The 22,466-nt window shown below is 41.6% G+C and carries 20 protein-coding genes; 15 read left to right on the top strand and 5 right to left on the bottom strand.

The window, feature by feature from the left end:
* Positions 1-22: 22 nt before the first annotated feature.
* The 9 genes from H6G14_RS02225 to H6G14_RS02265 all read left to right on the top strand — a co-directional run bounded on the left by H6G14_RS02225 (position 23) and on the right by H6G14_RS02265 (position 10,056).
* Positions 23-3,763, top strand: coding sequence for an ABC transporter substrate-binding protein (locus H6G14_RS02225; protein WP_190565532.1), 3,741 nt, complete (start codon positions 23-25; stop codon positions 3,761-3,763).
* Between the two features lie 223 nt (positions 3,764-3,986).
* Positions 3,987-5,444: a DNA phosphorothioation-associated putative methyltransferase gene (locus tag H6G14_RS02230; RefSeq protein ID WP_190565533.1), complete on the top strand. Its 1,458-nt coding sequence runs from the start codon at positions 3,987-3,989 to the stop codon at positions 5,442-5,444.
* 53 nt (positions 5,445-5,497) lie between these two features.
* Positions 5,498-5,731 carry a hypothetical protein gene (locus H6G14_RS02235; RefSeq protein WP_190565534.1) on the top strand — a complete coding sequence of 78 codons (234 nt, stop codon included), beginning with the start codon at positions 5,498-5,500 and terminating at the stop codon, positions 5,729-5,731.
* Positions 5,728-6,129, top strand: a complete 402-nt coding sequence (gene vapC / locus H6G14_RS02240; RefSeq protein ID WP_190565535.1) for a type II toxin-antitoxin system tRNA(fMet)-specific endonuclease VapC — start codon at positions 5,728-5,730, stop codon at positions 6,127-6,129. The genes H6G14_RS02235 and vapC overlap by 4 nt, the downstream gene beginning before the upstream one ends.
* An 87-nt stretch (positions 6,130-6,216) precedes the next feature.
* On the top strand, positions 6,217-7,725 hold the full coding sequence (locus H6G14_RS02245; RefSeq protein WP_190565536.1) for an AmpG family muropeptide MFS transporter: 1,509 nt from the start codon (positions 6,217-6,219) through the stop codon (positions 7,723-7,725).
* The gene (locus H6G14_RS02250) at positions 7,710-8,126 is read left to right on the top strand and encodes an ABC transporter permease (protein WP_190565537.1); all 417 of its coding nucleotides are present in this window, start codon (positions 7,710-7,712) and stop codon (positions 8,124-8,126) included. The genes H6G14_RS02245 and H6G14_RS02250 overlap by 16 nt, the downstream gene beginning before the upstream one ends.
* A 237-nt stretch (positions 8,127-8,363) precedes the next feature.
* Entirely contained in the window at positions 8,364-8,540 is a 177-nt protein-coding gene (locus H6G14_RS02255) for a hypothetical protein (protein WP_190565538.1), read from the top strand.
* A 74-nt stretch (positions 8,541-8,614) separates the two neighbouring features.
* Entirely contained in the window at positions 8,615-9,130 is a 516-nt protein-coding gene (locus tag H6G14_RS02260; protein ID WP_199326009.1) for a GNAT family N-acetyltransferase, read from the top strand.
* Between the two features lie 167 nt (positions 9,131-9,297).
* Positions 9,298-10,056 carry a HEAT repeat domain-containing protein gene (locus H6G14_RS02265; RefSeq protein WP_190565539.1) on the top strand — a complete coding sequence of 253 codons (759 nt, stop codon included), beginning with the start codon at positions 9,298-9,300 and terminating at the stop codon, positions 10,054-10,056.
* A gap of 132 nt (positions 10,057-10,188) precedes the next feature.
* Here the strand turns inward: H6G14_RS02265 and H6G14_RS02270 are convergent, their stop codons facing one another.
* Complete coding sequence (locus H6G14_RS02270; RefSeq protein WP_190565540.1) at positions 10,189-10,596, bottom strand: phosphomannose isomerase type II C-terminal cupin domain; 408 nt, start codon at positions 10,594-10,596, stop codon at positions 10,189-10,191.
* A gap of 179 nt (positions 10,597-10,775) precedes the next feature.
* Complete coding sequence (locus tag H6G14_RS02275; protein WP_190565541.1) at positions 10,776-12,122, bottom strand: PQQ-dependent sugar dehydrogenase; 1,347 nt, start codon at positions 12,120-12,122, stop codon at positions 10,776-10,778.
* Between the two features lie 212 nt (positions 12,123-12,334).
* Between H6G14_RS02275 and H6G14_RS02280 the strand changes: the two genes are divergently transcribed.
* The 4 genes from H6G14_RS02280 (at position 12,335) to rpoD (ending at position 18,748) form a co-directional block, all read left to right on the top strand.
* Positions 12,335-13,066 (top strand): RNA methyltransferase, encoded by a 732-nt coding sequence (locus tag H6G14_RS02280; protein WP_190565542.1) that lies wholly within the window; start codon positions 12,335-12,337, stop codon positions 13,064-13,066.
* Between the two features lie 339 nt (positions 13,067-13,405).
* Complete coding sequence (locus tag H6G14_RS02285; RefSeq protein WP_338421176.1) at positions 13,406-14,914, top strand: serine hydrolase; 1,509 nt, start codon at positions 13,406-13,408, stop codon at positions 14,912-14,914.
* Positions 14,915-15,198: 284 nt separating this feature from the next.
* A complete protein-coding gene (locus H6G14_RS02290; protein WP_190565543.1) occupies positions 15,199-15,861 on the top strand; it encodes a fasciclin domain-containing protein in 663 nt (220 codons plus the stop codon).
* Positions 15,862-17,575: 1,714 nt separating this feature from the next.
* Complete coding sequence (gene rpoD / locus H6G14_RS02295; RefSeq protein ID WP_010999387.1) at positions 17,576-18,748, top strand: RNA polymerase sigma factor RpoD; 1,173 nt, start codon at positions 17,576-17,578, stop codon at positions 18,746-18,748.
* Between the two features lie 121 nt (positions 18,749-18,869).
* On the opposite strand, the gene H6G14_RS02300 is transcribed toward rpoD, so the two are convergent.
* Complete coding sequence (locus tag H6G14_RS02300; RefSeq protein WP_010999386.1) at positions 18,870-19,049, bottom strand: chlorophyll a/b-binding protein; 180 nt, start codon at positions 19,047-19,049, stop codon at positions 18,870-18,872.
* Positions 19,050-19,380: 331 nt separating this feature from the next.
* On the opposite strand from H6G14_RS02300, the gene H6G14_RS33960 reads away from it, so the two are divergent.
* Entirely contained in the window at positions 19,381-19,503 is a 123-nt protein-coding gene (locus H6G14_RS33960; protein WP_277884296.1) for a hypothetical protein, read from the top strand.
* Between the two features lie 88 nt (positions 19,504-19,591).
* Here H6G14_RS33960 and H6G14_RS02305 read toward each other — a convergent pair whose 3' ends face one another.
* Both H6G14_RS02305 and H6G14_RS02310 read right to left on the bottom strand, forming a co-directional pair.
* On the bottom strand, positions 19,592-20,722 hold the full coding sequence (locus tag H6G14_RS02305) for an aldo/keto reductase (RefSeq protein WP_190565544.1): 1,131 nt from the start codon (positions 20,720-20,722) through the stop codon (positions 19,592-19,594).
* 210 nt (positions 20,723-20,932) lie between these two features.
* Positions 20,933-21,430: a bifunctional nuclease family protein gene (locus H6G14_RS02310; protein WP_190565545.1), complete on the bottom strand. Its 498-nt coding sequence runs from the start codon at positions 21,428-21,430 to the stop codon at positions 20,933-20,935.
* A gap of 338 nt (positions 21,431-21,768) precedes the next feature.
* Between H6G14_RS02310 and H6G14_RS02315 the strand changes: the two genes are divergently transcribed.
* On the top strand, positions 21,769-22,428 hold the full coding sequence (locus H6G14_RS02315; protein WP_190565546.1) for a riboflavin synthase: 660 nt from the start codon (positions 21,769-21,771) through the stop codon (positions 22,426-22,428).
* Positions 22,429-22,466 lie beyond the last annotated feature (38 nt).

The raw sequence follows: 22,466 nt of genomic DNA on the forward strand, positions 1-22,466 counted from the left end.
AAATTATTACAAGGAAGAAACAGTGGGTAAGCTGGTTATCTTCGAGATTGGAGAAGGCAGTTTTCAGCAGGGGTTTCCTGTGAAAATTAGAATTGGGGAAGAACGGAAACGCGATTCTACAGAAATTCTCGGCAGGTTGCCACCAGCATTAACAATTCCTCAACATTATTATGAATGGCAATCAAGTTACCGTCACTTGCCAGCAAATTGGTTAATTACTGTTCCCGAAACTCAAATTACCAATGTATCCACCATCGAAACTTGTCATCATGCTGCTCAAAGATTTCAATTTAGTTTTAATGAATGGTTAAATCAACCGGTAGTTAGACAATTGGAACGGCAATTATTACAAAGAGTTGGTGATTGGCAGGATGTACGCTTTATTTTACAAACACAAGATGCCTTGCTGCGCCGCATTCCTTGGCATCTATGGGATATTTTTCCCGATAGCCATCCCCGCCCAGAAATTATAGTTAGTTCTGAATATGAACCATCTAAAAAACAATTAACAAATCCAGTAAGAATTCTGGTAGTTCTTGGCAACAATCAAGGTATTGACATTCAACAGGATTTAGAAACAATCAGAAATTTACCTAATGCCATTATTGAACTGTTGCAAGAACCATCACGCCAACAACTTAGAGATAAATTATGGACTCAATCTTGGGATATTTTCTTTTTTGCGGGTCATAGTTGTAGTTATCAAGATGATATTTCTGGACAGATTCAAATTAATGCCCAAGAAACTTTATCACTAGATAGCCTGCGTCATACACTCCGTCATGCTGTGAAGAAAGGATTAAAACTAGCCATCTTTAATTCTTGCGATGGTGTAGGATTAGCGCGCAATTTGGCTGATGTGAGGATTCCTTACACAATTGTGATGCGGGAACCTGTCCCTGATATAGTAGCCCAACATTTTTTAAGATATTTCTTAACAGCATTTGCATCCGGTGAGTCTTTATACGCCTCAGTCCAACAAAGTCGCGCCCGCTTGCAAGAAGAATTAGAAAATGATTATCCTTGCGCTTCCTGGCTACCTGTAATTTTTCAAAATCCAGCAGCAGCAGAATTAAAATATCCCCAACCCAGTAATTGGGCAAAAATAGGATTGAATGCAGCTATTTTAATAGGTTTGTTTGTTACCGGGAGTTATATTTTTACAATAGTTGTTAATGAGTTGAAGTTTCGTGGACGCTTTAGTGATGGTAATAATCTTTTAGTGCAAACATTGACAACCACTCATAAACAAGAAGGTATTAAGGCATTTCAACAAGGTAATTACCAGTTAGCTCAAGAGAAGTTTCAAGCGTCCTTACGGGATTATTATAATGACCCAGAAACATTAATCTATTTAAATAATGCTAAAGTTGCCAATCAGCCGATACTAAAAATTGGTGTTGCTGTCCCTATTGGTACTAATTCCAATGTTGCTCAAGAAATTTTGCGAGGAGTTGCACAAGCACAACAAGAAATAAATCATCAAGGTGGGATTCACGGCAAGTTTTTAAAAGTTGTCATTGCTAATGATGATAATAAACCAGAAATTGCCAAACAAGTAGCCCAGAGATTTGTTCAGGATGCAGATATATTAGCAGTAGTAGGACATAATAGTAGTGACGCAAGTGTGCCTGCATCTGATATTTATCAGGCAGGAAAATTAGTCATGGTTTCACCAACTAGTAGTTCTACAAGATTAACAGATCGTCCCCGTCCTGATAGTCATGGTAATTATATTTATCGCACAATTATCAGCTTTAATGTGATTGCCGAAAGTTTGGCTGAATATGCCAAAAATGCTGGTATTAATAGGATAATGATTTGCAGCGATTCACAAGCCGCAGATCAGTCTTTTGAACAAGCATTTGTAAATGCAATAATTTACAAACGCTTGCAACATATTAATAATATAAATTGTGATTTTGCCTCAGAAGTTTTTCGTCCAGAGACTATTGTAAAAGATGCGATCGCTCAAAATGTAGATGCTATTTTACTCAATCCCCAAGTTGATAGAATGGGTAAAGCTGTAGAGATTGCAGAATTTAACCAAGGGAAGTTACGATTATTAGGAAATCCCAGCTTACAAACTAAAACTATACTCGATGCAGGCAATGTAATTAAGGGAATGGTGATAGCAACTCCTTGGTTAGCAGATGTTTCTCCTAATCAAGAATTTGTGCAGAATGCCAAAAATCTCTGGCGTGAACCAGATTTAATCACTTGGCGTACGGCTACCGCCTTTGATGCTACCAAGGCTATCGCCGCAGCCCTGAAACAGGAAGACGACACCCGAATCGGTATTCAAAAAGCCTTTGCCCGAAATTTTTCTTTACAAAGTGCTACAGGGACAATTCAGTTTTTATCCTGGGGCGATCGCAAAGGCGATCGCGTGGGCAATGCTATCTTAGTAGAAGTAAAACCAGACTCCAAAGCACCCAGTGGCTACAGTTTCGTCCCGAAAAACTCTCTACAACATAGGATTAGTTTGGGAGATAAAATTCTAGTCCAAGATAACCCCAGTCATGAAAAGCAACTAGGTGTAGAAGCTTTTGCTGTAGGTAATTATCGACAGGCGATCGCCCTATTTCAACTATCTCTGCAAAAGGTATTTAATGACCCGGAAACACGCATATATTTACAAAATTCTTTGGCTGCTCGTAGTGGTAAAATCTTGAGAATCGCAGTTAGTGTGCCTATTGGTAGTAACTTGAATGTTGCGAAAGAAATACTCCAAGGTGTAGCTCAAGCTCAAGATGAAATTAATCGCCAAGGTGGGATTCAAGGACATTTATTACAAGTAGAAATTGCCACCGATGATAATAACCCAGAAATTGCTCAACAATTAGCAAATCATTTTGTGGCAGATAAGCAAATTTTAGCTGTAATTGGTCATAATGCTTCAGATGCTTCTGTAGCCGCTTGTCCCATTTATCAAGCGGGTAAACTAGTTAATATTTCCCCCACCAGCTTTTCTTTAAAATTATCAGGATGTGGCGCTTATATATTCCGTACCGCCCCTAATATTAGACTCATTGCTGATGTTCTCTCTAACTATGCAATTAAAAAATTGAGGACAAAAAACTTAGCAGTTTGCGTAGATGAACAGGCGATAGATAATCAATCATTTCGAGATGAATTTACCTCCGCTATCATTATTCATGGGGGAAATCTGGTTAATATCCCCTGTGATTTTTCTGCACCTGATTTTAACCCCAATCAAGTAATTACTGAGGCGATTAGTAGTGGTGCTAATGGCTTAGTTTTAGCACCTCATATAGATAGAATTAACAAAGCTTTAGATATAGCCGCAGCCAATAAAGGTAGATTGAGACTGTTTGCTAGCCCCACACTATACACATCCCAAACCTTACAACAAGGGCAAGCTGACGTTAACGGTTTAATGTTAGCAGTCCCTTGGCATCCAGACGGGAATACACAAAATAATTTTAGCCAGAATGCTCAACGCCTTTGGGGAAATTCTGTAACTTGGCGTTCCGCTACCAGTTATGATGCAACCCTAGCCGTAATTGCAGGTTTGCAGCAAAGTAAAAATCGTGAAGAATTACAAAGAGTTCTACGTAATCCTAAATTTTATGCTGTGGGTGCAACCGGCAAAATTCGCTTTTTCCCATCAGGCGATCGCTATCTCAAAAACGATACTATCTTAGTAAAGATTCAAGCAAGCAAAGCATCTGCAACTGGCTATGACTTTTTTCTCTTAAATGCAGCCAGAAACAAGATTTCCAAAACAAATAGGTTTTAATTTTACATATTGTGTGATGCTAAATCTATAAATTTGCATTCCTCCTAAGCTGTTCTGCTTTTAAGTTGTACAATCCATCGTGAGGGGTGTTAACTGTTAACTGTTGACCGTTGATTGTTAACAGTTAACACCCCTTGTTAGTAGTTATACAATTTAGCCGCGCATTAGCTTACCCCACCGGGGAAGCAAACTACACGTAGTATCCCGAAAACAAGGGGTTATTATGTCGGAAACTGTAGAAATCGAACGTCATCGAGCTGCGATCGCTCGCACGGAAATCTCTCGTCCTGTACGATTGGCTATAGAATGGGCAATCCTCAACCCAGACAAGACTTTTTTTGACTACGGCTGTGGTTATGGTGGCGATGTCCAGCGTGTAGCTAATCTTGGCTACACCAGTACAGGTTGGGATCCTTACTACTATCCTGATGCAGCCACTACCCCCGCCGATGTGGTGAATTTGGGTTACGTCCTCAACGTCATCGAAGACCAAGAAGAACGCCGCCAAAGCCTCATTCAAGCCTGGGAACTCACCCGCAACGTTTTAATCGTCGCGGCGCAAGTTTTAATTAACGCCCCCAGTAAAGCCCAACTGGCTTACAGTGACGGTATTGTCACCAGTCGGAATACTTTTCAAAAATATTACGAACAACAAGAACTGAAAAAATATATCGATGAAGTTTTAAACGTTGATGCTGTCCCTGTGGCGCTTGGCGTTTATTTCGTTTTCCGTGATGAAGCCGAAAAAGAAAGCTTCAAAGCCATCCGTTTCTTTTCTCGCACTTCTACACCGCGAGTCCGCATTCCTGTCAAACGCTTTGAAGACTACCAGGAACAACTTGCGCCCCTCATGGAATTTTTCACCAAACGCGGTAGACTGCCAGTAAAAGGAGAATTAGCCACCGCACAAGAATTACTAAGCGAATTTGGTAACTTTCGCCGGGCTTTCGCAGTTGTCCTGCAAGCCACCGATGAGGCAGAATGGGATGCGATCGCCTACCGTCGTTCTTTAGATATTCAAGTTTACCTTGCCCTCACTCACTTTGATAAACGTCCCAAATTCTCCCAACTAGCGCCAGAAATGCGCCACGACATCAAAGCTTTCTTTGGTAGCTACGAGGAAGCCTGTAATGTCGCCGACCAAAAACTCTTTAGTTTAGGTAAACCAAAAGTCGTCCAGACAGCCTGTGAAAAAAGCAAAATCGGTAAGCACACACGGGGCGCTTTATACGTCCACGTTTCTGCATTAGCAGCCCTCGACCCCTTGCTACGAATTTACGAAGGTTGTGCGAGCCGTACCATTGGGCGTGTCGATGGGGCTACGCTGATCAAATATTACACCGACCAACCGCAAATATCCTACTTGTTCTATCCAGAATTCGACACAGACCCCCACCCGTCCTTAAAAGCCAGTATCACAATTGACTTAAAAACTTTGTATGTAACTCACCGCGACTATAGTACCAGAGCCAATCCACCAGTCCTGCACCGTAAAGAAACTTTTGTTACTGCCAACTATCCCCTTTATGAACAATTTGCTAAACTCACCCAACAAGAGCAAGAATTAGGGCTACTCCAACAGAAAAGCGAAATTGGCACTCGTGAAGGTTGGGAAAAATGCCTCGCTGCTCATGGTGTAGAAATTAGGGGACATGAAATTCATGTGATTCAAGAAGATTAAGAAAACCCTGAAGATTGTGAAAGTTATTAACACTATTCAAAGGACAAACAATTATGCAAAGTATTAATATCCGATCTCATATTGGAGCAGATGGGATTTTACATCTTGATATTCCCGTAGAAATGGCAAATACAGAAATTGAAGTGACAGTAACTATTCAAGAAGTTTCGCCACAAAAACGAGGCTGGATGCCTGGTTTCTTTGAAGAAGTAATTGGGGGTTGGGTAGGAGAAGCACTAGAACGACCAGACCAGGGAGAATATGAAACTAGGGAGCAGATATTTTGACTTATCTTCTCGATACAAATGTCTGTATTCGTTTAATCAATGGTAGTAACACTACGGTAATTAATCGTCTTGCAAATCAACAGCCAGAGGATATTTTTATTTCGACCATAACCCAATTGGAACTTTATTACGGTGCTTACCGCAGTTTAAAAACTGAGAGTAATCTAGAAATATTAGAAAGATTTTTTAGTCAATTTAATATTATCTTATGGGATTCGGAAATGGCAAAAATAGCCGGAAAAATTCGTGCTGATTTAGCTGTTAGTGGTACACCAATAGGCCCTTATGATTTACAAATTGCTACGAGCGCAATAGCCAGAAATTTTATATTGGTCACACACAATACGCGAGAATTTAGTCGGATTAATGGACTACAGCTTGAAGATTGGGAAGAATAATGGCAATTTTTTTCAAATTATGAAATCACACTGTAACTATGGCAATATAACGGCAATGCGCTCTGGTGAAAAGGAAAAGTATAAACGATGAGAGAAGTTCAAGCACTGCGACAAGCCTTTCAAAGTCGCAAAATGGGAGCGCTACTACTGCTAGGTTTTGCATCGGGATTGCCTTTGTTTTTGACCAGTAGAACATTACAGCTATGGATGCAGGATGCCAAAGTTGATTTGGGAAAAATCACTTTATTTGGGTTGTTGGCTTTGCCTTATTCCCTAAAATTTCTGTGGTCGCCCTTATTGGATAGATTTGTCCCACCACTGTTAGGAGCTAGACGGGGTTGGTTAATATGCACCCAAATTGGGTTAACATTAGCGATCGCTGCCTTAGCATTACAACAACCATCTCAAAGTGACCAAGTACTGCAAATCCTGGCTATCAACTGTCTCATCATTACTTTTTTGAGCGCTACCCAAGACATCGCCGGAGATGCCTACCGTACCGATATTTTAAACCCCCTCGAAGCTGAACCTGGAGCATCAGTTTGGGTGCTAGGTTATCGCATCGCCTTGTTTATCACCAGTTCCCTAGCGATAGTTTTAGCCGACTATATTCCTTGGAATAGCGTTTACTTACTCATGGCTGTTTTCATGGCGGGGAGTATCTTGACTACCTTGTGGTCGCCTCCAGAGCCAGAAATCCGCAACGCTACTGAAAAATATGCGCCTATATCTGTTAAAGACGTTATTTTTATCGTCTTAATTACAGTCCTAGTTGCTGGATTAATTGGCGGTGTTTTCGTTGGGTATATTGCTCTGCCTGTATTTTATTGGTTATTAGCAAGTTTAATAATTGCTTGGATTGTCACATCCTGGTTATTACCCACAGAACTATTAGGAGAAGTCACAGAAGATAGTCCTCCCCAAAATTTGCAAGCCGCTATTTTTCTACCTTTCAAAGAATTTTTTCACAGATTTGGCTTAACTCAAGCCAGCGTCATCCTGATTTTCATCATCCTATATAAACTAGGTGACTCCCTAGTAGGCATTACCGCCAACTTGTTTCTGCGAGAAATTGCCTTTACTAAAACTGAGATTGGGGCAATTCAGGCTGGTATAGGGTTTATTGCCACAACTATCGGCGTATTAGCCGGTGGTGTCATCATGACAAAAATCCGCCTCAATCGCAGTTTGTGGATCTTTGGTATTCTTCAATTACTGAGCAACTTAGGTTATTATGCACTAGCCATTGCTGGCAAAAATTATTCACTTCTAGTCTTGGCAGTGAATATCGAAAACTTCAGTGCAGGATTAGTCACAGTTGCTACAGTAGCGTTCTTAATGAACCTTTGTAACCATCGCTTTACTACTACTCAATTCGCTTTATTCTCTAGCTTAATGGCTATTAGTAGAGACGTTTTATCCGCACCAGCAGGAGATTTGGCTAAAACCACAGGCTGGCCTGCATTTTTCTTGCTTACTCTAGCAGCAGCGTTACCTGGATTGCTGCTTTTGCCTGTTGTCGCCCCTTGGAATCCTAAACCAGTGGCAATAAATAGACCAGGACTTGATGACGAGGATGTATGGGAAACCAAGTAGTGATTATCGTCGGCACATTTATTCTCTTACTCACAGGTTTGTTACTCGGCTATGTTCTTTCACAGTTAGTTTTAGGTTTTTTAGCCTTCAACCTCCTAACCTTTTTCGGAACAGTCAGCCTCATCTTGATTTTTGGCACCTTATATTATGTATTGTTCTGGCAATTGAAGCGGGAACAAACGCAAGTAATACCCACAGAACTGCCCACTCAGCTAGAAACACAAACGCAAACTACAACAATACCCGAAAATCATCTCAAAAATAAACTCATTTCCCGATTATCCGGTGATGTAGAAGCAGCAGAACGATTAATAGACCAAGCAAGGCAAAACTATCCAGGGATGCCAGACAACTGGTACTGCGAAAGAGTTCTGGATGATTTAGACCGCGACACTCGTTAATTACGTATGAAACCTCAAAATCAAGGGTTTGGACAAGGGTGTAGGGGTGTAGGGGTGTAGGGGTGTAGGGGTGTAAATATTTAAAGCCCTTACACCCAGTCTCAACAGACAACCTGGGTGCGTAAGTCCTGAATCTTTGGTTTGTTATGCTCAAATATAGCTAAAATAAGTCAAGTAAAATTTACAAATCTTTGATTAGGTCGTCTAACACCAGCTAATCTAATCACACATCAAAATATGGCTATATTCAGACAATACATCGCCCCCTTACTAGTAGTACTAGTATTTATATTTGCCCTAGTCGCAGTCAGCGCCCGCATCTTCTTACCCTCAGATATGGCTGCACCAGCACCCATTGAAGAGGTAGGTGTCAGTTTCGTACCTATCGGTAATGACCCAATAGCACTTTCTTGAAGCATTTTGAACCAGGAAAACTACAGACGTTGCAGTGCAACGTCTCAGAAGAAATGACCAACGACTAATGACAATTGACTAATCCTGAATTACTAATACCCGGATATCATATTCGACGCGGCTCAACCTTGGAGCGATCGCAACTCGTCAAATTCATCCAGCGTACTTACCAAGAGTTGTTCCCCCAACAATCAGACTTTGCTCACCTAGCAATTACAGTTGAGCAATATTTCTCTAAAGACACACCTTTGTGGTGGGTTGATTTTTTGGGTGAGGAACTGGGGGGAGATGGGGGAGAAACAAAGAATTATTCCCCCCTATCCCCCGTGGCTTGCCTGTGGATGGGAAATGCCATAGATCAAATAAAAGGCGATCGCCATGCTCATATTTTTCTGCTGTACGTTCTTCCCGAACATCGACGCAAAGGGATTGCTACAGCATTAATGCAATATGCAGAGAATTGGGCGAAGCAAAGAGGCGATCGCCAAATCGGATTACAAGTATTTCAATCCAATCCCCCAGCCTTAAATCTTTACAATTACTTAGGTTATCAAACCCAATCCCTCTGGATGGTCAAGAAAATTAATTAGTCAACAGTCAGCAGTCAACAGTCATCAATTAACAGTCTTACTAATTGCAAATTCATCGGGTGTGAGATGGATCAGAAAGTGTACAATGATTTAACCCATAACAACAAAGCTTTAAATAATCAGCACGGGGAGTTTATATAAATCTCACTCGCGCGTGCAAGAGAAATATGTATGACGAAGAAGAACTAAGCCTACTCGATATCGAGGAGGAGTTAGAAAGCCCCTTAGATAAGATAGAACCGATTACGGCTGAGTCAGAAATACCAAAGCCTGACCCAGATGAAATGCTAGCGCTTCTAGACAATCCGCAACCACAAAAACGGATGCTAGCGGCTCGTGCTTTTTGCGATATCGAAGACTCACGCGCCACGCCAATTTTGATTCGTCTTTTGAGTGATAACTGTCCTTTAGTACGAGTGAGTGCATCCTATGGCATTGGGAGAAATCCCAGCGCAGATGCAGTTGAACCGTTAATTGCCCAACTGTATCGAGATTGGAATGGCTATGTCAGAAAAGGTGTTGTTTGGGCTTTAGGTAACTGCCGCGATCGCCGTTGTTTAGCACCCTTAGCCGATGCTCTCAGAACAGATATTTCCGCCGTGCGTCTTTGGTCTGCTAGCGCCTTAGCCCAAATGACAGAAGTTGGTTATGAAGCGATCGTTGGCGCAATCCCACCACTTATTGAAGCTCTCGTACAAGATACAGTAGCCGCCGTGCGGAGTAACAGCGCTTGGTCAATTGGGCAATTGTGTAAAGAACTGCCTTCTAACATAGTTTATGCCACAGCGATCGATGCTTTAATTCAAGCCTTCGCCGAAGACAAGGATTTAGGCGTGCGCGAAGATGCTAAAGCCTCATTATTGGGTGTAGGCGACCCCCGTGGCTTGCAACTCATTGAAACCTTAGAACAAGAAGGCTGGTTTTAGGGTGTAGGGGTGTAGGGGTGTAAGGGTGTAGAGGTGTAAGGAGTTGATCACCAATACACCCCTTTCAATTCAGGGAGCAGCAGGGATCTGGGGAAGTAAGCAGAATGACAACTGACAACTGACAACTGACCCTTACTTATTCTCAACCCCAGGCTTAACCAAATTTAAGTCATATGGACGCTCGGTATCGTCCTCGCCTAAATATTCACCATTTTGAATTTCTAGAATTACTAATGGGATAGACCCTGGGTTTTCTACTTTATGTAGCGTTGCTGCTGGTACATAAGTTGACTGATTCCGACCCAGCAAAACCTCATCATCGCCACAAGTCACCTTAGCAACACCAGAGACTACCACCCAATGTTCATTACGGTGATAGTGGATTTGGGGTTTAATACCATGTCTAGGCTTGATTTCAATGCGACTAATTCTATAGCTCTCTCCCTCTTCAATTACCTCCACATTACCCCAGTAACGTGAACCTGAGTGTGAGGAAGAATCATTAGCATCTAACTGACCATTGTTTTCACTCTGAGTCATAACCAAACTTCTCAGCTAAAAGATTATTAATGTTTTCAGGTGATCTAACTTAAACCAGAGAAAACTAAGAGCAAGATGCACAATATTATCTGATGATTACTACTGCTCTCACTTTACTCTAGGCCATAAATTGTATCTAAATTTAAACATAGAATAATTCCTGTTTTTCTCTCCAATCCCTAACCCCCTGTATACTGAATTCGGTAAATGCGATCGTTTGCTTCCTCCGTAACTAATAAACTGCCGTCAGGTAATACAAGTAAACCTACAGGTCGCCCCCAAGTGGTTGGTACAGCAGGGTCTAGTAAAAATCCCGTGAGAAAATCTTCATAGTAACCTTGCGGTCTTCCTTGGCTATTAAAGGGAACAAATACTAATTTGTAACCAGTACCGCGATCGCGATTCCAAGAACCCCGAAAAGCGACAAAAGCACCGTTACGATATCTTTGGGGAAAAGTTTTACCATCATAAAATTGCAAGCCCAAAGCAGCTGAGTGTGCTTGAAATAATACATCCGGTGTACGAGTACGAGCGGCTAAATCTGGACGTTTACTTTGATCGCCGGTCTTTTGCCGAGGGTCGAGGTTTTCGGGAGTAAAGTAAGCATAAGGCCAGCCATAAAATTCACCCTGGCGAATCCGTGTCAGGTAGTCTGGAACTAAATCATCACCAATTCCATCCCTTTCGTTCACGGTCGTATAAAGTTCTTTAGTCACAGGATGAAAGTCAAGACCAACTGGGTTACGTAAGCCAAAGGCAAAAGTCTGCTTTTGAGAACCATCCAAGTTCATTACCTGTACAGAAGCCCTTGGTAGTTCTTCTTCATCCACATTGGAACGAGAACCAACGGAAACATATAGTTTATTACCGTCGGGTGATGCAACCACATTACGAGTCCAGTGTTGATTGTAACCACCACCAGGGAGGTCAGCAATTTTTTTACCAGTGCCAGTTAGTTGTTGCTGTCCTTCGGTGTAGGGAAACTGTAAAACCTCATCAGTATTACCTAAAAAGAAGGAATTACCAGCAAACGCCATCCCAAAGGGAATGTTCAACCCATTGTCTTTGCTAGCAAAAGTCTGGCGGACATCAGCTACCCCATCACCGTTAGTATCACGCAATAAACGAATCCGGTTTTGTCTAGTTTCCGTCACCAATACATCACCACTGGGAGTCAAAGCCAGCCAGCGAGGTGCGTCTAAACCTTCGGCAAAAACATTAACTGTAAACCCGGCTGGGACTTTCAGAACTGGTTTTTGCGGAATCGGCACAACTTGCGGGGCTTTAGATGCACTATCTGTAGCAAAGGGCGCTGGTAAATTCTGTAAGTCAATGCGGATAGGTGTAGGTGAAAATTTTTCCGTAGGGATGAGGTTTTTCCCTTCTGTCGGATTTTGTGCCAATTGAGCCGCAGAAGTAGATGCTTCTTGTGGTGGAGAATTATCTAATGAGGCGCTAGTCTGGTTACAAGCTGCTGCGGTGATGAATAGAAACACAGACAGCACAAAACGCCCAGAAACCTTCATGATGGTGCAAATATATACACAACTTCCTTAATGTAAGCTAGAAGTTAAATAATTGCCGCCCGTCACAAGTGCGATTTTTGTGAATCAATTTTTTATTTTGTAGCTTTAGCTTCCCGTAAAGTATTTTGAATTGATTCATGTGCAGTTGCCTAAAGCTACAATCATTGATGATATTTAACCGATAGCTTGGTTGAGATAATAGGGGGTAAATAATGGGATTGGCTGGTGTCAGAATCGTGTTGGTAGAACCAGCCGGGCCATTGAACGTAGGTGCGATCGCCAGAGTTATGAAAAATTTTGGGTTAGCACAGCTAGTATTAGTTAATCCCCAATGCGATCCACTATCGGAAGAAGCAATGAGAATGGCAGTCCATGCCAAAGAAATTTTAGAATCTGCTATTACAATCCCAACTTTACCAGAAGCCTTACATGGGTGTGTGCGGGCGATCGCCACTACAGGCCGCGATAATGATAGGGGTCTAACGCTAGAAACCCCCAGAATAGCCCTACCTTGGTTATTAGAAGAAACCAGTCAACCCTCTGCGCTGATTTTTGGTAGAGAAGACAGGGGTTTAAGCAATGAAGAATTAATTTACGCCCAAAGATTTATTCGCATTCCCACCAGCCCCGATTATCTGTCTTTGAATCTGGCTACATCTGTCGGGATCTGCTGCTACGAACTAGCACAAAATCTCACACCCCCTGAAACTCAAGCAATCAGCGAAACTGAGTTTGCGCCTTTAGAGTTTATGGAGGCCTACTATCAACAATTAGAATCCTTACTACTAAGAATTGGCTATTTATATCCTCATACAGCAACCAGCCGTATGGAAAAATTTCGCCAACTATATAACCGTGCCTACCTGCAAACTCATGAAGTAGGAATGCTTCGCGGCATTCTACGACAGATAGAATGGGCAATTGACAACCAGCGTGATGTGTAGTTCGTAATTATGCCCAGAGACATTGTTTCCCAATTTGGTATAATTCATTGTCTAATATTTACGCAAGTATTCCCCAAAATATTTAATATGGCTTAAACTAAACACAAAAATGTTACTACTAGTTAGGGATTGGGTACTGGGGACTGGAAAGAGGTTAGCTCAAGTCTATGAATTTGCCTATAGCTCCTATCCATTATTTTCCCAATGGGGAAAAGCCTACAACCAATAGATGACAATGTTTCTTTCCCAATCCCCAATCCCCAATTCAACCAGCCGATGGCGTAAGTTTTGAATCGGGAGTCGGCAGAAAACAATTTGAGTGGGTCACAAGGAGTGGCAGTGTCAGAGTCAAGTGACAAACTAAGAGATTTTTCGCGGCGACAACCCGTCAACCGCCGCCAGCGATCGCGTAAAGTCCAAAAGGCAGAATCGAAAAAAGTCAAAGTTCCTAACCAGCAGCGCGCTGGTGCTGGTGCAGCCGTAATCACGCGCTCTCAGAATAACGCTACACCCCCCCCTGTCGCTGTTGGGGGTCGCAGACCCAAACAAGGATTGGTTATGCCCAGTGTAGTCAAACCCATTCCCACAGCCAAAGGGCCGATACCCCCCTTCAACCCCAACAATGTAAAAGTCAGAACAGTACGAGCGCAGAAGCAGCCGATGCCCCAAATCGGTAGACGAGTATCACGGAAGACTAGATTAAAACCAATGGCCAGAGCCATTTTGTATGCTATACGCTTATTAATTGTCGGAGTGGGTATTGGTGCGATCGTCGGTACAGTTTTGTCAGTTTTAGACCCCGCCACTCGCATGGTTCCTGTTTCTACTCCATCTAACACCGGTAACACAGGACAAACTCAGTCAAAACCTACCCCACCAGCAGGTTTATACTTGACTCAAGAAATTACGCCTCTCAAAAATGTTGTGCAGCAATTGGCTACTGCTACTCCTAACCTTAGCCCTGGAGTCTTCTTGGTAGATTTAGACACAGGAGGTTATGTAGATATCAATGCTGCTAATGCTTTACCTGCCGCCAGCACAATTAAAATCCCGATTCTTGTCGCTTTTTTCCAAGATGTGGATGCTGGTAAAATCCGCTTGGATGAATTGCTGACCATGCAACAGGAAATGGTCGCAGGGGGTTCAGGGAATTTTCAATATAAACCAGCCGGAACTCAGTACGCTGCCTTGGAAGTTGCTACGAAAATGATCACCATTAGCGACAATACAGCTACTAATATGCTGATTGCCCGACTGGGAGGCATGGAAGCACTGAACGAGCGTTTTCGTAGTTGGGGATTGACAAGTACAGTCATTCGCAATATATTACCAGACCTACCAGGGACAAACACCACCAGTCCCAAAGAGTTGGGAAACATTATGACTATGGTAAGTCAGGGTAATTTGGTGAGTATGCGATCGCGTGATCAAATTCTCGATATCATGCGTCAGACAGAGCGAGATAATCTCTTACCCTCCGGTTTAGGGGCAGGTGCCAGAGTTTACCATAAAACCGGTGACATAGGTACCATGTTGGCAGATGCCGGGTTAATTGATACACCTACGGGGAAGCGTTATGTAGTTGCTGTCATGGTACAACGCCCCAATAATGATCCCCGTGCCGAAAAACTTATTAGCTCAATTTCTCGTGCAGCTTACCAACAGTTTAGCCAAAGTGAGCCAACACCTAGTAATACGACTAGTAATTTACCCGCAACTGCTTATCCTTCGCCAGTCATGGCTTCTCCAGCCACCAATACACCCATAAATCCATCAATTGCCCCTCCCATATCTAATAGTTATCCCGCTCCAATGATGAATCCACAATATTACCCACCAACTAGATGATTAGCCGGCCTTTTCATGAGCCTTAACAACTTGATCAGGGAACACCAAAAAATAACTTATCCAAAATTGATGGTTTGCTAGTGTGTTTCAGTATAAATAATTTCCAAGTATATAGAAATACGATTTGATTATGTTCGGTGTAGCAAACACAATCAAATCAGATTCCTGTAGTTCTCCATCCCCCATGCTCAATCTCCAAACTACGCCATTGGGATGAGGGAACACCACATAAATTTCATGACTATTGTCATTAATTCTTGATCTAATAAAGTCACCATAAAACCATGCCGGCAACTAACAGCTTGCTAGGAAAAACCTTTTTCAAAATTTTCGGTGCGATTAGTCTAACAGCGCTATCTGCCTGCGCTCAACCGACTACAGAAACCCCCACCGCTACAGTTCCCCCTGATGCGTCAACGCCCGTATCAACGGTTCCTCCTCTCACCCCAACTCCCAGCCCCACAACACCAAATAACACCACGGAGGATCGTAACCTGGGAGAACTCGCCAATTCAGCAGCAAATCAAGGACAGTTTACAACATTAATACAGGCAGTAAAAGCCGCAGGTTTAACTGATCAGTTAGCTGCCCCAGGACCCTATACAGTATTTGCCCCCACAGACGCTGCTTTCGCTGCTTTACCAAAAAACACCTTAAATAACCTTCTTCAACCAGCCAACAAACAGCAATTAGTGAAACTGTTAGCCTATCACGTCCTTCCAGGCACCTTTACTTCAAACCAACTCAAATCTGGACAAGTCAAAACAGTTGAAGGTAGCCCCGTTACCATCAACGTTGACCCTACCAATAACACAGTTACCGTCAATGGCGCTAGAGTCACTCAAGCAGATATACCAGCTAGCAACGGTATCGTTCATGTCGTAGACAAAGTTATCTTGCCCCCCAATGTTCCCAACAATGCCAACACAACACCGACACCACAATAGATAATCGAGGGGCAGAGGTAGCAGAGAAAATATAAGCCAATACCCGCCTAAATTGCATAACTACTAACAAGGGCTGTTGACTGTTGACCGTTAACAGTCAACAGTCAACAAACCTCACGATGGATTATGCAGCTTAAAAGCAGAATAGCTGAGAAATAAATTCTTATCAGTACATTGATCATTGCCCCGCTACCTCTTTGAGCGCAACTATATCCCCAGGGCTTTACAGCATTTATCACTTTTTACCAATCCTGTATAGAAAAATTTTTGGTCTTTTTATTAGTTCGGGAAAAATGTTTGATAGGATACATAAAGAATATTAAGCACAATCATCACTTTTTCTGCATATACCGATGCACAAAATTTACTCACAGCCAAGTATATTATACAATTATTGTAAATTTTTTATCATTTATCTAAGTAATATACATAAATATAAAGTTTTTGAGTCACGGGTTGATGCTAGCCACAGACCAAAAAAGCATTTGTTAAGCTTGCAGAGCAAAGCTCAATCTCTTCTTGCCTGTCACGTGAGCCTGACTATGCTTAAGGATTGAATTTCACAAGATAATAAATCCTGTTGAAAACTAACGTAGTTTATTTCACACTTTTCTCATATCAAGTCAAACAGTTAAAAGTATCCAATCTCATCAATTCGCTTGACTTCTATTTACACAAGACGCTGCTAGCATTAGATAATATCCTGCTATTAGGCTGTTGCTATATTACTATTTCGTCTTTGAGAATGTTACATATTTTGTCTGTATTCGATAAAGTTTTGCCTTAAGTAGACAAATATCTGTAATTTTAAATGTCAAAGTCCTTTTGAATTGATTAAAATATCGTTGGATACAATAACAAGAGTTTGTCAAGATTCAGAGGTTGAAAATCTCGGCGATACGCTAATGTGTGAATAAGACCTAATTTGCGAAATCTCAACCGCTAGTCGTTTGGCAAGTTAGCTCATACCTTTTACTACGAGCTAACTGTGATGAACACGCAAAAAGTTAAGTTTCTGAAAAGAAGGATTATCTCTCTGGCTCTATGCACATTGTTGGAAGACCTACTCAATTCTCCGGACTAATTTATTTATGAAGGAAATGTAAAAATGGGTGCGTTCATAATTCTTGCCTCAGTTAACTTGAAGTACACTGTTTCTAAGTAATTTATGTTTCACACAATACCAGAAATTGTATGAAGGCAACTTTAATTTCCTGAGAATGTAAAGATAATGCCACAGCAATTGCAAGAAGCTTTAGAGAAAATTTAAGGGGATTACTACCATTTACAATATCTTTTTGATATTGGAGCCTTGACCCTACTTAATCAGTTCATGATTAACACACAAAAAGAGTGCAATTTCTGTGAAACAGGCTACAATCGGAAGAGTCTTTGTAGGAAAATATGCCGACAGTCATAAATCATTTGTTATGAAGGGGTGATTTTTTTATCAAGACCAGTTTTTTCAGACAAGCCAGTTAACAGTGATATGCGAAGGCAACACTTTTGGTTTGTAACCAAATGAGTAAGTCAGCACTTAATGTGACTTTTCACACTCAGCCAGAAGTTTCTCTTTTATGAGGAACAAAACGTCCGAAAAAGATCAGGGAAATCAACTTAAAACCCTATCTTCGGTTGTTAACTAGCTCGTTTTAAAAAGAGCAGTAAAACCATCTTGAGTAATTGATTCTGCAAGGAGCATGAGGAACGCGGCATGAACCAGGCTAACAACGTACTCGATAGCATTTATCAGCCTGACCTAGAAATAATGAATCAGCCTGAAATCGAGTTAGATGACCTCCTCATTGAAGAAGATGAGGATTTGTTGCTCGCTGATGATGGCGACATTGATGAGTTTTTAGAGCCTCAGACTGATGAGGACGACGCAAAGTCTGGAAAAGCCGCTAAGTCGCGTCGTCGGACACAAAGCAAGAAAAAGCACTACACAGAAGATTCTATTCGTCTGTATTTGCAAGAAATTGGTCGAATTCGTTTGTTGCGGGCAGATGAAGAAATTGAACTTGCTAGAAAAATCGCTGACTTATTAGAATTAGAACGGGTGCGGGAGCGACTGTCAGAAAAGTTAGAACGTGATCCCCGTGACAGTGAATGGGCAGAAGCCGTACAATTGCCCTTGCCAGCTTTTCGTTATCGCTTGCACATTGGCCGCAGAGCAAAAGATAAGATGGTGCAATCAAACTTGCGCCTTGTGGTTTCAATTGCCAAGAAGTATATGAATCGTGGCTTATCATTCCAAGACTTGATTCAGGAAGGTAGCCTTGGTTTGATTCGTGCGGCTGAGAAGTTTGACCATGAGAAAGGTTATAAATTCTCCACCTACGCTACTTGGTGGATTCGTCAGGCTATCACTAGAGCGATCGCCGACCAATCCCGCACTATCCGACTACCAGTCCACCTCTACGAAACCATCTCCCGGATCAAGAAAACCACTAAATTGCTGTCTCAAGAAATGGGACGCAAACCTACGGAAGAAGAAATCGCTACTCGCATGGAAATGACCATCGAGAAACTGCGGTTCATCGCTAAATCTGCTCAGTTACCAATTTCACTAGAAACACCCATTGGTAAAGAAGAAGATTCCCGCTTAGGTGATTTTATCGAATCAGACGGCGAAACCCCAGAAGACCAAGTTTCTAAAAACCTGTTACGGGAAGATTTAGAAAAAGTCCTCGATAGCCTCAGCCCTCGTGAACGCGATGTTCTCCGTCTACGCTATGGTTTAGATGATGGTCGTATGAAGACCTTAGAGGAAATTGGGCAAATCTTCAACGTCACCCGCGAACGGATTCGGCAAATTGAAGCCAAAGCTCTCCGTAAATTACGCCACCCCAACCGCAACAGTGTTCTGAAAGAATATATTCGCTAGTCAGTTGTCAGTGTTCGGTTGTTTTTACTATTGACCACTGACAAATAACTTAAAAACCTAGAAGTGTTAATACACTTCTAGGTTTTTTTGTTTATCTTTTATTATCTATATTTTCTAGGAATTACAGAATTCCCCAGAAATGTAGGAAGCCTTGGCCAGAGAACAGTTCGATTAATGTGGCTGCTAAAAAGCCAATCATTGCTAGGCGACCGTTCCAGATTTCAGCTTGGGGAGTAAAGCCCCAGCGCCAAGAATTACGGTCTTCAACTACTGAAGCAGAGATTTTTGTTGTGTCTGTCATGGGTGGCACTCCAAATTAATTTTGATAAGGATTGTTGCCGTATGTAAATTAATATAACAATATTTTTCGTAAATGCGACATTTATTTATAATTTTGTTGCAATTAATTTATGCCAACATTTCAGTTGATAAGAAAATAACCTTTGTAAATCTGTCTAAAGATAGATATATATGGAAATCACAACAGACACAGTATTTATATGAAAAAATATCTATTGCTAACTAGAAGCAATAATTTCAGCAAAAAAGTAGTTGATTGCAGGAATAAGAGTTATTTATGCGTCTAGCTAACTCTAATAATTGCTTTCCTTTTTAGGAATTATTAGCATTTAATGCAGACATCAAAGAACTGGGGATTTGATGGTGACAAACAAGAGCGATCGCCATTTTTAGCCACCAAAAAATCAGAGTTTATACAAAATCTTCAACCATTCGACAAATGTCTGTGCTTTTGACAGTATCAATTTTTCCTTTCGGCTCTCCAACCGCAAACTTCATCTTGTTATTTGCATAATTATTTAACTACGAATTAAGAATTAGGAGTTATCCCCACAACCTTCTCCCCGCTTTGCCATTTAATCGATTGTGGGCATCTTCTAATAAAGAAGGAATATCTAAATTTTCTGGACACAGAGGTAAACAATCACCGCATTCTGTACAACGGTTAGCTTTCATACCTGGGAACCAGTGACCGGCATTTTCAAACATTCCATAACGGTATTGTCCGTAATCTGTCATGTTGTATGCCACTGCCAAATTTCGTAACCTAAGAACTTCAGGAATATTGATTTTTTCTGGACAAGGTAAACAAGCATAGCACTGGCTACACTGTTCAGTTCCTAAAACTGTTTTCTGATGATTTTCTAAATGCTCAAAAGTAGCAATTTCTACTGATGTTAACTTACCGTCATAATTAGCTACTTGTAGGGGTTCTACTAATTCTTCTGGAGTGGCTGGCCCTACACTCAAGGTAGTAATCCGTTGATCACTTAATAGAAATCTATAGTTTAATTCTAAAGGTGAAAAAGGCTGACACAAATCTTTGAGGGTTTGGGGTGCTGTGTAAAGTTTTCCTCCCTTATCGGCTGGGGAGATAATAAAAATGCCCATATCTTTTTCAGATGCTAGCTTGATGGCTGGGGCATTTCTTTGAAAGAAATAGTAATAATGGAGATTAACGAATTCAAAAAAATCTGTGTTAATTGCAGCTTGAATTATCTCTAATGATCCGTGGGTAGAGAAGCCAACGTGTCTAATTCGGCCGTCGTTAATCGCTTCCTCGACGGCTTTCATACAGCCACCTTTGGCTTGTACCCACTCCAGATGTTCCCAAGTATTTAAGCCGTGAATTCCTAGACAATCCAGATAATCTAAATTCAATCGTTCCAGGGATTCATCGATGTACCGACGCATACTGTCAGCATCAGATGTTGGTGGAATTTTGGTAGTTACGTAAAGTTGGGAACGAGCTACAGATAAACCGACTTTGATTGCTTGGCCAAAATACTCCTCACTTTTACCATAACCTCTGGCTGTTTCTATATGATTAATTCCTAATGCTAAAGCTGTGGCAATAGTTTGCTGCACATTTTTGCTATCAGCCAAGTAGCGCATTGTCCCTAAAGAAAAAACCGAGAGGTGCAGATTAGTTTTGCCAAAGCGTCGGTAGAGCATAGTTTGAGTGCAGTATAGCCTTGTGGGCATAGTGCGCTTACATCGGTGGCAGAATATTCCGCCCGTTTTGATTCCTGAGTATCAGATGATGAATCTTCTCTCTAAAAGTTTTAAGTACTAACAAAAATTATTACCAGAAAATTGCTTTTTCATGCTAATTTTTGCGTCCTTTTTCCTCAAAATTCCCCAATTTATGGCTAAACACTTTGTCTAGCTGTCACCATTACCAAAGCGCTTAATTAAATCCTCAGGACGAAGATTGGAAATAAATTCCCGAAAGGCTTCTTGTTCTGCTTCATCAGCGTCACGGTCTACAGGAATGGAGGCATCAGCGATTACTTCTTCCATCACCCAAATGGGTGTATTTGTACGGAGAGCAACAGCGATCGCATCACTGGGACGTGCATCGATTTCTTTCTTGACTTCACCTTGCTGGACTATTAAGGCAGCATAAAATGTATCTTTTTGCAAGGAATGGATAATTACCTTTTCCAGAGTCATGTTCCACGCCTCTAGAATATTAACAATCAGGTCGTGGGTTAAGGGACGGGGAGGCTTTTGATTCTCCAGTGCGCCCATAATTGCCCTAGCCTGTTCCTGACCAATATAAATTGGTAATGCTCGGCGATCGGAAGCGTCTTTCAGCAAGACGATGGGGCTGCGGGTTATGGCATCTAATGCTATGCCAGCGACTTTCATTTCAATCATTGACTAAGCCTCTATCATCCTTTGAGTTATCAAGGATAAGTGATAAATAATACCCCTTATTGGGTAAGTAACAGCAGGAATAAACATAGTCATTGTTTTCTATAATTGCCTCTATTAAACTCCGAACTGTTGGTGAACACCAGAGTAATGGAAAATGGGTCTTTGTAGACAATAACCTTCTTAACCAAGTATGCCTTGTGAAAGATGTAATTGTGTTAATAACCTTATAATAAATAGAGTCAGAAAATATACTCAGAATTTTTGCCATTCTTGTGAGAATTACCAGTGGATTTTCGGCAAAATTAAGTAATAAATAAAGTTAGTTTGACAAAAAAGCCGTGTTTACAGGATTAGTACAGGCATTAGGAACAATCAAACCTTTAGGGGGCGATTCTTGGCAGATTACTTGTGTGAGTCAGTCATTATCAATTATGCAGGATCTGGCTTACGGTGACAGTGTTGCGGTAGATGGTGTTTGCTTAACAGTGGAAGAAATTTTGAAAGATGGGTTTATCGCCTCAGCTTCCCCGGAAACTTTGCGCCGCACCACTCTAGGAACTGAGCAAACACAACAAGGATACGTCAACCTAGAAACTTCCTTAAGAGTTGGTGGTAAAGTCGGCGGTCATTTTGTCATGGGTCATGTAGATGGCGTAGGTCAATTGCTAGGGTTTGAACAGACAGCCAGTTCGTGGGAAATGACCTTTACTGCACCGGAAGCGATCGCACGTTACATTGTCCCCAAGGGTAGCATTACTGTCAATGGCATTAGTCTCACTGTAGCTGCCTACGAGCCTGAATTATCTCAGTTTACCGTGGCAGTTATTCCTCTTACTTACGCTGAGACTAATCTCCGTTATCTTGTCCCTGGCAGCTTGGTAAATTTGGAAGGGGATATCTTAGGCAAGTACGTCGAAAAATTTCTCCAACCCGGTCAACGTCGCACCACAGATACAGATATTACGCCTGCTTTTCTCTTAGAACACGGGTATTTGTAATACTTTAGTGGTTAATGGTCGTCAGATCCCCGACTTCT

This window comes from Nostoc parmelioides FACHB-3921 (assembly GCF_014696625.1).
Lineage (GTDB): Bacteria > Cyanobacteriota > Cyanobacteriia > Cyanobacteriales > Nostocaceae > Trichormus > Trichormus parmelioides.